This window comes from Haemophilus paraphrohaemolyticus, assembly GCF_002015045.1.
In the GTDB taxonomy this organism is placed as follows: Bacteria; Pseudomonadota; Gammaproteobacteria; order Enterobacterales; family Pasteurellaceae; genus Haemophilus_A; species Haemophilus_A paraphrohaemolyticus.
The window spans coordinates 261,518-275,692 of the sequence record NZ_MUXX01000002.1; the positions used below are offsets into that span (position 1 = coordinate 261,518).

The window sequence follows — 14,175 nt, forward strand, 5'->3', positions numbered from 1 at the left end:
GTAAAAGAGTCAGCGATTTACACCGCTTGTTTAAAAATGAATAACATCATTGATGAACGCAAATACCATCAGCGATAATACAAAGAGCATTCCAAGCTGTTGAAAACGTAACTGAAATTCCTCTGAAACAGGTTTTCGTTTTATCGCTTCCACAGCTAATAAAAGCAGTTGCCCTCCATCTAAAGGCAGAATTGGAAAAAGGTTCATCACACCTAAATTCACGCTAATTAACGCCATAAAACTGAGATAATATACCCAGCCTATTTCAGCAGTAGCAGCAGCACCTTTCGCCATCGAAATCGGGCCGCTCATATTGTTCAAAGACAACTCGCCAGTGATTAAATTCCCAATAAACAGGAAAATACTATGGATAAGAGATCCAACCTTATCTACACTTTTGCCGATTGCGGTGAGCATATCATACTCTAGCACCGTATGATATTTCTCACCAATGCCTTCATAAGTTGGTGTAATACCAATGACATAACGATCTTTTTGTTTTTCAGGCGTCATTTCAACCGCTTGTTTTTGTTGGTTTGAAGTTTCGATTTCAAGCGTAATTGGCTGCCCTGTTTGTACTGTTTTAACTAAATTTTGCCAATCAAATGGTTGATGATTTACCGTTAAAATTTTATCCTGCGCTTTCAACCCTGCTTTTTCGGCAGGTGAATGAGGTAAAACTTGAGCAATCTCAGGTTTAATCACCGCATTTTTAGGACTTATTCCTAAGCTGGTTAGCGGGCTTTCTTTTGTACCATCAACTTTCCAATCCGTTAAATTGAGATAGAAATATTGCGGATAATCTCCATCAATATTTGAACCTGAAACTTCTACACGTTCAGCCCCTAGATTACCAATTAACGCAAGTGTTACTTCTTCCCAATCTAAAACCGTTTTCCCCGCTACCTGTTTGATCTCAAATTCAACGGGTAAATTTGCTTGAGCTGCTATTGAATTGGGGATTACTTGCCCAACAACGGGCTTAAGCGTTGGAATCCCACTAATAAAAACGGTCCAATAAGTAATAACCGCAAAAATAAAATTAGCAATAGGCCCAGCACTGATAATAAAGGCACGTTGAAGCGGTGATTTTTTTGATAAAGATTGCGAAATCGGTGCGTCAATTTTCTGCTCATTGACTTCAGGCTCACCATTCCACATCTGCACATAACCACCAAGCGGAATGAGCGAAAACGCAAATTCTGTGCCGTGTTTATCTTTTTTACGAAAAAGCACCTTGCCAAAGCCAATTGAAAAACGAATGACTTTAACACCACAGTAACGAGCGGCCCAGAAATGCCCATACTCGTGCACAAACACGAGTACACAAATTAAAATAAAAAATGAAATAATGGAGCTCATTCTTTACCTAAATTAAAGCACAAAGAAAAACATCGTAGCAAAGAACGGAATCGCTGCCGTTAAGCTATCAACACGATCTAAAATACCACCGTGTCCTGGAATTAGATTACTGCTATCTTTAATACCCGCTTGGCGTTTAAACATACTTTCAGCTAAATCACCCAACACAGAAATTGCTACTGTTGCAACAGATAAAGCAATAAACGGCATCGTTTCTAAAGTACGTCCAAAAACATCGTTCGGCGTTGCCTGCAAGAACACAAATGCAATCACACCCGAAGTAAATAAGCCACCTAATGCCCCTTCCCAAGATTTACCTGGTGACACTCTTGGCGCCAATTTATATTTACCCAAAGCACGACCAAAGAAATAAGCACCTGAATCCGCGCCCCAAACGAGCAAGAATACATAAAGTAATAAATAAGTACCTTGATAAGCATTTACACTATAGTTATTAAAGCGAATCGCTAATAATCCAATAAGGAATGGGAAAAGCGTGCAAAGTGCAAATAAGAGTTTCGCTACAACTGATTTTTCCCATAGCTTGGCAGAATTTGGATAGGTAACGACTAATCCAAAAGCAATAACCCACCAAGCACAAGCAATAAATAATACAATCGCATTTGCATCGGTAATAAAGCGAGCAGCACTAATATAGTCTGTATTCGCCACAATCAACAACAAGAGAATACAAGTTGTCGCCCCCGCCACAACCACACGCGACATTTGGCTTTTAAAACCTGCAAATTGTGCCCATTCCCACATACCAAGCACCACTAATGCCGAAAGGGCAATCGTAAATGCCAATGGAGGCAACCAGAAAATCGCAGCTAACGCCACAATAATCATAACAATCGCAGAAAGTACACGTTCTTTTAGCATTTTTTTATTCCTTTCTTATTCTTTTTTAGCAACCACCAAAACGGCGAGTGCGTTTCTGATAAGCGATAATCGCTTCGCCAAAGACATTATCATCAAAATCCGGCCACAAAACAGGCGTAAAAAAGAGTTCTGCATACGCAATTTGCCAGAGTAAGAAGTTACTAATCCGTTGTTCACCGCTAGTGCGAATCAGCAAATCGACTTGTGGTTGTTCTTCGGTAACTAAGGCTTTTTCAAACAGCTCAGGCGTAATTTGATCAACCACCAATTCACCTAATTTGACTTTAACTGCCATTTTTTGAGCAGCTTGAGTAATATCCCAATAGCCACCATAATTCGCTGCAACATTTAAAATCAAGCCTGTATTTTGAGAAGTTAACTCTTCTGATTCTCTAATTTTCTTCTGTAAACTTTCACTAAAACGAGATGTATCGCCAATTACTTTTAGCTGAATATTATTTTTATAGAGCTTTTTTACTTCAGAATTAAGCGCCGTCATAAATAGCGTCATCAATGCAGAAACTTCCGTTTCAGGACGACTCCAATTCTCACTGCTAAATGCATAGAGCGTCAAAACCTTGATCCCATATTTTGCTGCAAAACTTACCGCAGATCGCACCGCTTTCACCCCATTTTGGTGACCAAACACCCGCAATTTGCCTTGTTGTTTTGCCCAACGCCCATTGCCATCCATAATAATCGCAACGTGCTGAGGCATATTTTGAGGATCAAAACTCGCCATCATTTCTATATTTACCCATAATCAAAATGGCGATAACTATATCACAGTCTCGCCATTTCTTCCAGTAAGGGAAAAGTAAACTCACTATATGAATTAAAAATTATCTTTCTATAAAAAAGCACCGCCAACAAGCGGTGCTTTTTCAATGATATATTACTTATTATTCTTCGCTATTCTTCATTTAGCAATTTAAGCTCACGACCACGCACTTGGTTTTTCAAGATTTCAGCAAATTCTTCGACCTTGAATGTGCCTAAATCTGCACCTTTACGGGTACGTACCGCGATTTTACCTTCTGAGATCTCTTTATCACCACACACGAGCATATATGGCACGCGACGTAAGGTGTGTTCGCGTATTTTGAAACCGACTTTTTCGTTGCGAAGATCGGCTTTAACGCGTAAACCTGCGTCAGATAAGGTTTTCACTACTTGTTGAACGTAGTCCGCCTGGCTGTCGGTGATGTTCATTACCACGGCTTGAGTTGGGGCTAACCAGGCTGGGAAGAAGCCAGCATATTCTTCGGTGATGATACCGATAAAACGTTCGATTGAGCCTAAAATTGCACGGTGAATCATCACTGGTGTGCGACGACTATTGTCTTCCGCCACATAAGAAGCATCTAAGCGGCCTGGTAATGCAAAGTCTAATTGCACCGTACCACATTGCCATTCACGACCTAAGCAGTCGCGCAAGGCGAACTCAATTTTCGGACCATAGAATGCACCTTCACCTTCTTGAATTTCATATTCTAAACCGTTGTGTGCTAATGCTGCGGCTAAGCCTGCTTCAGCACGATCCCACATTTCATCTGAACCGATGCGGTTTTCAGGACGAGTTGAAAGTTTCACAGCAATGTTCGTAAAGCCGAAAGTACTGTAAATATCGTAAACCATACGGATGCAGCTAGTTACTTCAGATTCGATTTGATCTTCGGTACAGAAAATGTGGGCATCATCCTGGGTGAATCCACGCACACGCATCAAGCCGTGTAAAGAACCTGATGGCTCATTACGGTGGCAAGAACCGAATTCTGCCATACGGATTGGTAAATCACGGTAAGATTTCAAGCCTTGGTTGAAGATTTGAACGTGACCAGGGCAGTTCATCGGCTTGATCGCATATTCACGGTTTTCAGATTGGGTGGTGAACATTAAATCGGCGTAGTTTTGCCAATGCCCTGTTCTTTCCCACAACACGCGATCCATCATAAACGGACCTTTCACTTCTTGGTAATCGTACTCTTTTAATTTGGTACGTACGAAGGTTTCAAGTTCACGGAAAATTGTCCAACCGTCATTATGCCAGAATACCATACCTGGTGCTTCTTCTTGCATATGGTATAAGTCTAACGCTTTACCAATTTTACGGTGGTCACGTTTTGCTGCTTCTTCTAAGCGTTGTAAATATTCGGCTAATTGTTTTTTATCAGCCCAAGCTGTGCCGTAAATACGTTGTAGCATTTTATTTTTGCTATCGCCACGCCAGTAAGCTCCCGCCACTTTTTGAAGTTTGAAGTGGTGGCAGAAACGCATATTTGGCACATGTGGGCCACGGCACATATCAATATATTCTTGGTGATGATATAACGCAGGCGTTGCTGTGCGTTCGATGTTCTCATCTAAAATTGCCATTTTGTATGGCTCGCCACGTTGCTCGAAGGTGTCGCGTGCTTCTTGCCAGCTCACACGTTTTTTCACTACATCATAGTTGGTTTTTGCCAACTCAAGCATACGTTTTTCAATCTCATCAATATCTTCTTGGGTTAAAGAGCGATCTAAATCCACGTCGTAATAGAAGCCGTTTTCAATCGTTGGACCGATTGCCATTTTCACGTCTGGGAATAATTGTTTGATAGCATGACCAAGCAAGTGAGCACAAGAGTGGCGGATAATTTCTAAACCGTCTTCATCTTTTGCGGTAATGATTTCTAATGTTGCATCTTGATCGATAATATCGCACGCATCACGGCGTTCACCGTTTACACGACCCGCGATAGTCGCTTTGGCAAGACCCGCACCGATAGATTGGGCAACCTCTAAAACAGAAATAGGATTGTCAAATTGGCGTTGTGAGCCATCTGGTAAAGTAATAATTGGCATTTTTTATCCTTACAGTGGTAACCCATACGACAGGCTACTTGTTAAATTTGAAAAAATTCGAAAGAAAAAACCGCTTGCAAGCGGTCAATTTCTTAGTTTGATTTGCAATGCGCATTATTTCCCGTACTAATGGGGAATAAGAGCGAGGGTATTCTAGCATAATTAGTTACAAAAAATAACCACTACACTATCCAAATAAAGCCAGCAACTCCGACACTTTTCCTCGTGACTCACTCTTCTGCCCTATTGAGCGATTAACCTGTAAGGTTTTGAATTTTGCACCTTGGTAAATTTTGCGAGTAAATTCCGTATCGTGGTTTGAAATCAGCACAGGAGAATCTATTTCTCGGGCTAAATCAGCTAACCTTTTTTGTTGTTCAAGACTAAAGCCGCCACCTGCGTATTGGGTGAAATTAGTATCTTGTTGCAATGGAGCATAAGGTGGATCGCAATAGACTACATATTGATCTGGCTGCTGTTTCAAGCGGTCAAAAACTTGCTCGAAATCAGCACAGATAAATTCCGCTTTTTGGGCTTTTTCTGCAAAGACACAGAGTTCTTTTTCGGGGAAATAGTGTTTTTTGTAACAACCAAATGGCACGTTATAGCTATGTTTTCGGTTATAACGACATAAACCATTAAAACCAAAACGGTTTAGATAGAGGAAAAGCACAGAGCGTTGAAATTCGTCTTTTGAGGCATTAAATTCTGCTCGACGTTCTAAATAGAACGCCTTGCTATTCGCTTTTTCGTGCGAAAAAAGTACTTGGGCGTGCTGAATATAACGCTCAACATCATTTTTGACAGCATTGAATAGATTGATTAGATCAGGGTTGATATCCGCTAATAAATAGCGTTCAAAATCCATATTTAAAAACACCGAGCCTGCGCCAACAAAGGGCTCAACGAAACAAGCCCCCTGCGGAATGCTTGGGGGCAAGTGGTCTGAAATGGCTTGAGCAAGGCGGTATTTTCCGCCTGCCCATTTTAAAAAGGCTCGTTGTTTTTCCTGCATAGGATTTATTCAGTAAGCGGTCTATTTTTGGGTAAATTTTTCAATCGCTGCAAGCACTTGTTCTTCAGTTACTTCTGAAGTCACATAAGCTTTGCCAAGCGCTTTTAATAAGATTAAACGGAGTTTACCCGCTAATACTTTCTTATCTCGCCACATATAAGGTAAGTATTCTTGCGGCTGCATACCATCTGGCGAGATAGTTGGTAATACAGCGCGAGCAATGAGTTTTTCAAGGCGAGCAACATCAGATTCCGAAATATTCCCCAAGATACGAGAAAGCTCAGCTGCTTCAAGCATTCCTACTGCTACACCTTCGCCGTGTAACCAGTTGCCATAGCCCATATGTGCTTCAATGGCGTGCCCGAATGTATGGCCTAAATTAAGCAAAGCACGATCGCCTTTTTCGGTTTCATCACGTGCAACGACATCTGCTTTTAACTGGCAGCAACGTTGAATACAATATTCGATTGCTTGTTGCTCTAAGGCAACTAGTTTATCAACATTCTCTTCTAACCACGCAAAGAATTGCTCATCGAAGATCGCACCGTATTTAATCACTTCCGCCAAACCCGCACTCACTTCACGTTTAGCAAGTGTATGCAAAGTATTGGTATCAATAATGACAGAAGCTGGCTGATAAAATGCACCAATCATATTTTTGCCAAGCGGATGGTTCACTGCCGTTTTTCCACCCACAGAAGAATCGACTTGAGCTAATAAAGTGGTTGGAATTTGGATGAAACGAATGCCACGCTGGTAAGAAGCTGCCGCATAACCCGCCACATCGCCAATCACGCCGCCACCTAAAGCGATAAGAGTGGTATCGCGGTTATGGTTTTTTTCAAGCAAAGCGGTAAAAATGAGGTTCAGCGATTCTAAATTTTTGTATTTTTCTCCATCAGGAATCAAAACGGAATCTACGCTACAGCCAAGCTCGGTTAAGGCTTTTTTCACTGTTGCAAGATAATGTGGTGCAATGGTTGGGTTTGAAACAATCATTACCTTATCGCCCGCTTTTAATGGAACATAACTATTCGGATCGCTTAATAAACCTGCCGCAATCCGAATGGGATAACGACGCTCTTTGAGTTCTACATTAACTTGCAACATTGTGTTTACCTTATTTTTTATTGTTGTGTTTATTGCAGATTGTCGATCATTTCGATGATATTTGTTGCAACTAATTTCGCGGCTTGATCATCGGTTTGAAGGGTAATATCTGCAATTTCTTCATAAAGTGGGTTACGGATTTTTGCTAGTTCTTCAAGCGTTTTACGCGGATCATCATTTTGTAAAAGAGGGCGTTTTTTATCACGTTGAGTACGTTCAAATTGCTTATCGACTGTTGTTTCAAGGTAGATGACAATCCCACGAGCAGAAAGCACATTACGGTTCTCTTTAGAGAGGATTGAGCCACCGCCCGTTGAAAGTACCACGCCTTGCCCTTGGGTTAATTCATTAATAATACGCTCTTCACGTTTACGGAACCCCACTTCGCCCTCTACATCAAAAATCCAATCAATATCTGCTCCTGCACGCTCTTCAATCACAGAATCTGAATCCATAAATTCCATTCCAAGCATCTGTGCTAATTGGCGACCGATAGTGCTTTTACCTGCTCCCATAGGGCCAATTAAGAAAATATTACGTTTTTCTGCCATTTTCTTCTCATTTAAAAATTAGTTTAACATTGTGATTTGGGTTGAAAAAATGACCGCTTGCATAAAAACAAGCGGTCTGTTTTTGGAAAAGATAACAAGATCTTTTATTCAATTTTAAGAAAGTACCACAAATCGCCTAAAAATAATTAGGTGCGATTATCTCAAGAAATCACACCTAATTTCAACCTTTAGCAGCCTAATCGCTGAATTTATTTATGGGCTAGAATAATTCAGCACCTGATGGCGAAGAAAGAATCCCTTTCGGTGGTAAGCCCAAACGTATACCACCACCTGCATCACGAGGATTACCTGATTCTTCGCCTTGAATACCTTGCTCTACCACAAATTTTTTGGTTGGTTCTGTACCCTTAATAAAGTACTCGGTTAATTGGCTACCTAAGAAACCACTGGTGGCATCAATTTTAACTTCCACAATATTGGTTGGTTTTGGAAGTGTACGATCTTTTTTATCCGCCAGAGCGACTTTCATATAATCGCGCCACGCTGGCATTGCTGTTCGAGCACCTGACTCCCCTTTACCTAAAACCCGTTTATTGTCATCAAAACCCACGTAAACCGTTGTCACAATGTTTGAACCAAACCCTGCATACCAAGTCACTTTAGACTGATTTGTCGTCCCCGTTTTTCCACCAATATCTTTACGTTTGAAATCATTGGCAAGCGAACGACTTGTGCCTCGCCAAGCTTGCCCTTGTTCGCCATAAATTGCACTATTTAACGCACTACGCATCAAGAATGCAATTTCAGGTTTCATTACACGTGGTGCATAAATCGTTTGACCTGCTTGATTTTGCACATTGCTCATTAAATCAGGGCCATTTTCTCGAATAACTGTGTCGAGCACAGGTTCTTCGCTATCTGACGTCGCTTCTTCTGCTGTATCAATTGTCGTATCCGTTACATTCACTGTTTCATTCGCTTTCAATGAGCGGAAAAATTGCTCTTCATCGTGAATTTTCACGCCGTCAAATTGCTCTGGTTCAGCATAAGTAAGTGGAAGCTTATTACATTCTATACACGCAATTGGCGGATTGGCTTTAAACAGCTCATTCCCTTGGCTATCTTCAATTCGCTCAATAATATAAGGCTCAATTAAGAAACCGCCATTATCAAATACCGCATAAGCACGTGCCATTTCAAGTGGCGTAAATGAAGCAGCCCCCAGAGCTAACGCTTCTGTTGCAACGAATTGATCTCGTTTAAAGCCAAAACGTTCTAAATAGCCTGCAACATAGTCAATTCCCGCCATTTGTAGAATTCGGATTGACACCATATTTTTTGACTTACCTAATGCAACACGCATACGAAGTTGCCCTTCGTAACGCCCATCCGCATTTTTGGGCATCCACGGTTTTTGACCACTTTTGGTAATGGTAATCGGATCATCGCTAATCGTGCTCGATAAGCTCAGACCTTTATTCATTGCTGCGGCATAAATAAATGGCTTAATTGAAGAACCCACTTGCACAAGAGATTGCGTTGCACGGTTAAAACGGCTTTGCTCAAAACTAAAACCACCCACAATAGCTTCAATCGCACCGTTATCACTGTTAAGCGACACTAAAGCTGAATTGACTTCAGGAATCTGTCCTAACATCCATTCGCCATTTTTGCCTTTACTTACCCAAATGAGATCGCCAGCATTCAATTTAATCTGTTTACCGAAAGTCGCATTCGCTTTTTTCATCTCGGTTTTATCACCACTAGGCAACATCAGCGTATAGCTATTTTTATTTACCTCTGTGACCACCACACCAGTAAATGGCTCAGAGTTTGGCAATTTACTAAGGTAATCAATAATCGCCTCATCATCCCAAGCAGTCTTTCCTGTCCAAAGTTTTGCAGCACCACGCCAACCGTGACGACGGTCGTATTGAATCAAGTTATTACGCAGAGCATCTTGCGCAGCTTTTTGGTCATCAGACACCACGGTAGCATACACTTTAAAGCCCTTATTATAAGCGACGTCTTCGCCATAACGTTTTACCATCTCTTGGCGAACCATCTCGGTCACATAATCAGCCCTAAAATCTAACGCTGCACCATAATATGCGGATTTCACCTCTTCTTTTTTCGCGGTTTCATACTGTGCTTTGGTAATTTTTCCTACTTCAAGCATACGACCAAGCACAACATTGCGTCGGTCTGTTGCACGTTTTACCGAATAAATTGGGTTCATTGTCGAAGGTGCTTTTGGTAAGCCTGCAATGATCGCCACTTCACCTAAAGTGAGCTGATCAAGTGTTTTACCAAAATAGGTTTTAGCTGCCGCCGCAACACCATAAGAGCGATAGCCTAGATAAATTTTATTCAAATAAAGCTCTAAAATCTCATCTTTGGTTAATACTTTTTCAATCTCAAGAGCAAGAATAGCCTCTTTGATTTTTCGCTCAATATTACGCTCAGGCGTTAAGAAAAAGTTACGTGCAAGCTGCTGAGTAATGGTACTTGCCCCTTGCGTATCGCCTTGGCTGGAGCGATAAAGTGCACGCATAATCCCTTTTGGATCGACCCCTTTATGCTCATAAAAACGGCTATCTTCCGTTGCCAAAATAGCATCAATTAACGGCTGTGGAATTTCCGCTAATTTCACTGGAATACGACGCTCTTCGCCTACCTCGCCAATCAGCTTCCCATCAGAGGTAAAAATTTGCATCGGCTGCTGTAGCTCAACGGTTTTAAGAGTCGAAACATCAGGCAAACTTTCACGAATATGAATGTAGGCAACAACGCCCGCAAGCCCTGCCACAATTAGCAGAGTAAGTAAAGCACTAAATATTATTTTTGCGATCTTCATCGAAAAAATCTCTTTTCCTAAATGACAAATAAATTAAATCGCCAATAATGTTGGCGTAAAACTGGCTAAGTATAAACGAAAAAATGGCTAAAAGTGTCAAGCAAATGTAATTTTTTAATCAGCAAATAAAGGATTTTTTTATGTCATTGCTTACAAAATTTTTTCCCAAAAAACAACAAGAAGACTTGCCAATCGGCATTGCAGAAGATGAAACCCACCACTGCATTGTTTATCTAGCGCAAGAACAACCTATTGTAAATTTTTATCCAAAATCGACCGCTTTAACCGAGATTTTGGCAACAATTTCCGATTTTTCAGGCAAAAAGAAGAAGATTATTCGTCCTGTACCATATCACTATATTTGGCGGAAATATCTGATTCAACCTATAAACGTAGATAAAGAAACGATTTTTCGCCAAGTAATTCAAACTATCAAACAAGAGCTTCCTATTGCGATAGATGAGGTCTATTTTGATTATCAAGCCTTGCCGCATAAAGCCCAAAAAGTTACTCAAATTATTATTTATGCACTGAGAAAACGTTTTGCTGACCCTTTATTGCTAGATATAGACACCGTTTTAGATTGCGAGTTGCAATGTTGGCAAAGAGGATTTCATTTTTTTATGCAATCGCCACCTCAAAATGGACAAACTTATGCATTTAAAGAGAAATTTTTTACATTTAAATTAAATGAATTAAGCATTCAAAACGAATCTAACGAAAATTATTTAAGTCTGAACGATTTAACTTTTCCAGAAAATTTCGTTTCTAAAGAGCTATATATTCTTGCACTAGGAGCTTGCTTGTGGAAATAAAAAGAAATATCAATTTAAGTCCATTATTACAGAAAAGTTGGTCAGATAAAACCACAAAAAATATATTTAAGCTACTAATTATATTTCTTTGTCTTATCGGATTATTATTATGTTTAAATTATTACCAAGAAAACAGTAAGCGTGAACTTGTAGAGATTAAACAACAGTTCAGCGAACAACAAGAGAAGCTCTCACAAATTGAACAAAGTTTAACAAACCTTACACCACTACCGATTAACTACACTAAAGTATTAAGAAAAGAGGAGCTAAACAATTTGGTTAATTTATTACAAGAATTACCTGTAAAAAGTGCGGGGATTAGTGTCATTCGATTTTATGTCGATCAAGGCTTAAAGCTAAAAATTGCTGGCAGCTATCAACATCAGCAAGATTTTGAAGAGTTAGAAAATTTCTTTAAAGAGAGTGGTTTTAGCGTCAATATTGAATATTTACAAAGTAATAATAACGCGAAAGCCGATTTCAGCATTATTGTTTATAAAGAAAATAAATAAGATGAAAAAACGTATTTCTTACTATTATTTTAATCCAGCTAAAGTTGGTTATCAGTTATTGAGTAAACTCAATCAATACTTTTTCCAGATTGCCATTACTTTAGCGGCTATTCTGCTTTTTTATCCGCTTATTCAAGCGGTCAATATTTCACAAAAGATTGCAGATAACGCACATAAGCTTAATACACTAAATATGGAGATTAAAAATAAAGCACAATCTTTAACAGAAAAATTAGCAAAAAAAAGCGATACAAATAATGCAAAACTCACACCGACAAAAGTAAATCAACAGCTAGAAACACTTTTTTATCAATATGATGTAGAAATCAACGGAATGCAGTGGGAACTAGAACAGGATAAATTATTGCATATTACAATTTCGCAAAAAGCAAAAACTTTATTTGAGATCATTTCGGAATTAAATAAACTCGACTTTCTATTTTATAAAGAAGTCACCTTAAGCCGTTTAGATTATAAAAACTTAGTACAATTAAATGCGACGTTACAGCTAATGGAAAAATAAAATGAAAAAATATTTATTACTGCTATTTTGCTTTCTATCTTATACCACATATAGTATTGCGGATCCTTTTTATGGAGAAGAACAAGAAAAAGAGAATACAGCAAAAGCAAAATCAACGATTGCAAAAAAGAGAGAAAAAGCAACTGCTTGTGAACTGCCTGAAAATGCCAATATTATCAATATTCCTATCGAATTTGAAGATCTGAAATTAGTCGGTGTTTTGAAGTATAACAACACAACAAAAGCATTATTTATTGATAAAAGTAATCAAATTTTTGATTTTGCTCAAGATGATTTTATTAAAGATAAAACCATTCAAATCAGAGAGATTAGCACCAAAGCGGTGAAATATATCAATTGGGGGTTAACTGATGATTGCAACACACCTTATCAAATTACATTAAAACTTTAATTTTCAACAGGTTATTTATGAAAAAGTGGATATTATTATTTTCAATTTTCCCGCTCTCGCTATTAGCAAATCAAGTTTCGCTCGTTTTAAAAGATGCACCAACAGCTGAAGTTGTAGCTTATTTAGCCAGTGAAATGGATAAAAATATTGTGTTGCATCAAGATATTGAAAGCAAAAGCAATATTCGAATTGAAAATAGTCAGTTTGATGCAATTTTAAAAAGCATTGCCAAAATCAATAAACTCAATATTCAACAAGAAAATGGAGTCTATTATATTAGTGAAAAAACAAAAGAGGATTTAAACGAAAAAATAAAGCCTCTTGATGAAGAACAAAAGCCACAATTAGTTACTCGTACGGTGAAATTAAAATATGCTAAAGCCTCAGAAGTCATTGATTCGCTTACTAAAGGCAGTGGCTCATTTTTAAATGATGGCGGTTATATTCACTTTGATGAGCGAAGCAATAGCTTAATTATTAAAGAAAATACAGCTTCCATTAAAAATACGTTAGCTTTAATTAAAGAGCTAGATAAACCAACCGAACAAATTGCCATTGAAGCTCGCATTGTCACCATCAGCAGCAAAAATTTGCAGGAACTTGGCGTGCGTTGGGGAATGTTCTCCGCAGATAGTAGTATCGAAGAGGTAGCAAGAAATGGGGGGCGAGTGCAGAATTTAAACGTGAACTTCCCCGTGGTTGCAGGAGCTTCAGCCACCTTACAAGTCGCTTCTATCAATTCCAAATTGTTGGATTTAGAACTCTCTGCCCTTGAGCAAGAAAACAGCGTAGAAATTATTGCAAGTCCGCGTTTGCTGACGACCAACAAAAAATTGGCAAGCATCAAACAAGGCACAGAAATTCCTTATGCGATTTATGATCGCAAATCGGAAACGTACGATATTTCCTTTAAAGAAGCAGTTTTAGGCTTGGAGGTGACGCCGCATATTTCGGAAAATAATCAGATTTTAATGGATTTAATCGTGACCCAAAATTCACAAGGACAATCGGTCGGTAATGCCAATTCAGGCAATACAGCAATTGCAATCGATAAACAAGAGTTGAACACTCAAGTATTCGCCAAACACGGCGAAACCATTGTGCTTGGCGGAGTGTTTCAACATTTGAAATCAAAAGATAGCGATAAAATCCCTGTGCTTGGTTCAATTCCGTTTCTCAAGCGGTTATTTAGCTATCAAAAAGATCAAATTAACAAACGCGAATTGGTGATTTTTGTAACGCCTTACATTGTACAATCAAAAGATGTCGCAGCAGATTTCTCGAAAACGAAAGAAAAAAGCCCAAAACGATAAAGAAAGTATCACAAAATT

General features: G+C 39.1%; 13 protein-coding genes. 5 read left to right on the forward strand and 8 right to left on the reverse strand.

Translation table 11 applies throughout. The features are described from left to right. Positions 1-30: 30 nt before the first annotated feature. The 8 genes from rseP to B0184_RS01630 form a co-directional block, all read right to left on the reverse strand. Positions 31-1,362, reverse strand: a complete 1,332-nt coding sequence (rseP, locus tag B0184_RS01595; RefSeq protein ID WP_005710249.1) for an RIP metalloprotease RseP — start codon at positions 1,360-1,362, stop codon at positions 31-33. A gap of 12 nt (positions 1,363-1,374) precedes the next feature. Continuing rightward, on the reverse strand, positions 1,375-2,244 hold the full coding sequence (locus B0184_RS01600; protein ID WP_005710274.1) for a phosphatidate cytidylyltransferase: 870 nt from the start codon (positions 2,242-2,244) through the stop codon (positions 1,375-1,377). A 25-nt stretch (positions 2,245-2,269) separates the two neighbouring features. Continuing rightward, positions 2,270-2,986, reverse strand: coding sequence for a polyprenyl diphosphate synthase (gene uppS / locus B0184_RS01605; protein ID WP_005710306.1), 717 nt, complete (start codon positions 2,984-2,986; stop codon positions 2,270-2,272). A 170-nt stretch (positions 2,987-3,156) separates the two neighbouring features. Continuing rightward, a complete protein-coding gene (gene thrS / locus B0184_RS01610) occupies positions 3,157-5,088 on the reverse strand; it encodes a threonine--tRNA ligase (RefSeq protein ID WP_005710183.1) in 1,932 nt (643 codons plus the stop codon). A 187-nt stretch (positions 5,089-5,275) separates the two neighbouring features. After that, on the reverse strand, positions 5,276-6,103 hold the full coding sequence (locus tag B0184_RS01615) for a Dam family site-specific DNA-(adenine-N6)-methyltransferase (protein WP_005710207.1): 828 nt from the start codon (positions 6,101-6,103) through the stop codon (positions 5,276-5,278). Between the two features lie 21 nt (positions 6,104-6,124). Beyond that, positions 6,125-7,213, reverse strand: coding sequence for a 3-dehydroquinate synthase (gene aroB / locus B0184_RS01620; RefSeq protein ID WP_005710325.1), 1,089 nt, complete (start codon positions 7,211-7,213; stop codon positions 6,125-6,127). A gap of 29 nt (positions 7,214-7,242) precedes the next feature. Then, positions 7,243-7,764 carry a shikimate kinase AroK gene (gene aroK / locus B0184_RS01625; protein ID WP_005710312.1) on the reverse strand — a complete coding sequence of 174 codons (522 nt, stop codon included), beginning with the start codon at positions 7,762-7,764 and terminating at the stop codon, positions 7,243-7,245. A 220-nt stretch (positions 7,765-7,984) separates the two neighbouring features. Further along, complete coding sequence (locus B0184_RS01630) at positions 7,985-10,582, reverse strand: penicillin-binding protein 1A (protein ID WP_005710209.1); 2,598 nt, start codon at positions 10,580-10,582, stop codon at positions 7,985-7,987. Positions 10,583-10,722: 140 nt separating this feature from the next. On the opposite strand from B0184_RS01630, the gene B0184_RS01635 reads away from it, so the two are divergent. From B0184_RS01635 to pilQ, 5 genes are read left to right on the forward strand one after another with little or no spacing between them, the layout of a single operon-like run. Continuing rightward, a complete protein-coding gene (locus B0184_RS01635) occupies positions 10,723-11,397 on the forward strand; it encodes a type IV pilus biogenesis protein PilM (RefSeq protein WP_005710297.1) in 675 nt (224 codons plus the stop codon). Continuing rightward, entirely contained in the window at positions 11,388-11,909 is a 522-nt protein-coding gene (locus B0184_RS01640) for a hypothetical protein (RefSeq protein ID WP_039851690.1), read from the forward strand. Before B0184_RS01635 ends, B0184_RS01640 begins: the two co-directional genes overlap by 10 nt. Before the next feature lies 1 nt (position 11,910). Continuing rightward, entirely contained in the window at positions 11,911-12,432 is a 522-nt protein-coding gene (locus B0184_RS01645) for a hypothetical protein (protein ID WP_005710155.1), read from the forward strand. Position 12,433: 1 nt separating this feature from the next. Further along, positions 12,434-12,844, forward strand: a complete 411-nt coding sequence (locus B0184_RS01650; protein ID WP_005710187.1) for a hypothetical protein — start codon at positions 12,434-12,436, stop codon at positions 12,842-12,844. 17 nt (positions 12,845-12,861) lie between these two features. Then, the gene (gene pilQ, locus B0184_RS01655; RefSeq protein WP_005710301.1) at positions 12,862-14,157 is read left to right on the forward strand and encodes a type IV pilus secretin PilQ; all 1,296 of its coding nucleotides are present in this window, start codon (positions 12,862-12,864) and stop codon (positions 14,155-14,157) included. Positions 14,158-14,175 lie beyond the last annotated feature (18 nt).

Coding starts and splice junctions, on each gene's coding strand:
- B0184_RS01630 (WP_005710209.1), bottom strand. CDS start 10,582: ATGAAGATCGCAAAAATAATATTTAGTGCTTTACTTACTCTGCTAATT.
- rseP (WP_005710249.1), bottom strand. CDS start 1,362: ATGAGCTCCATTATTTCATTTTTTATTTTAATTTGTGTACTCGTGTTT.
- B0184_RS01635 (WP_005710297.1), top strand. CDS start 10,723: ATGTCATTGCTTACAAAATTTTTTCCCAAAAAACAACAAGAAGACTTG.
- B0184_RS01645 (WP_005710155.1), top strand. CDS start 11,911: ATGAAAAAACGTATTTCTTACTATTATTTTAATCCAGCTAAAGTTGGT.
- B0184_RS01615 (WP_005710207.1), bottom strand. CDS start 6,103: ATGCAGGAAAAACAACGAGCCTTTTTAAAATGGGCAGGCGGAAAATAC.
- aroB (WP_005710325.1), bottom strand. CDS start 7,213: ATGTTGCAAGTTAATGTAGAACTCAAAGAGCGTCGTTATCCCATTCGG.
- pilQ (WP_005710301.1), top strand. CDS start 12,862: ATGAAAAAGTGGATATTATTATTTTCAATTTTCCCGCTCTCGCTATTA.
- thrS (WP_005710183.1), bottom strand. CDS start 5,088: ATGCCAATTATTACTTTACCAGATGGCTCACAACGCCAATTTGACAAT.
- aroK (WP_005710312.1), bottom strand. CDS start 7,764: ATGGCAGAAAAACGTAATATTTTCTTAATTGGCCCTATGGGAGCAGGT.
- B0184_RS01600 (WP_005710274.1), bottom strand. CDS start 2,244: ATGCTAAAAGAACGTGTACTTTCTGCGATTGTTATGATTATTGTGGCG.
- uppS (WP_005710306.1), bottom strand. CDS start 2,986: ATGGCGAGTTTTGATCCTCAAAATATGCCTCAGCACGTTGCGATTATT.
- B0184_RS01650 (WP_005710187.1), top strand. CDS start 12,434: ATGAAAAAATATTTATTACTGCTATTTTGCTTTCTATCTTATACCACA.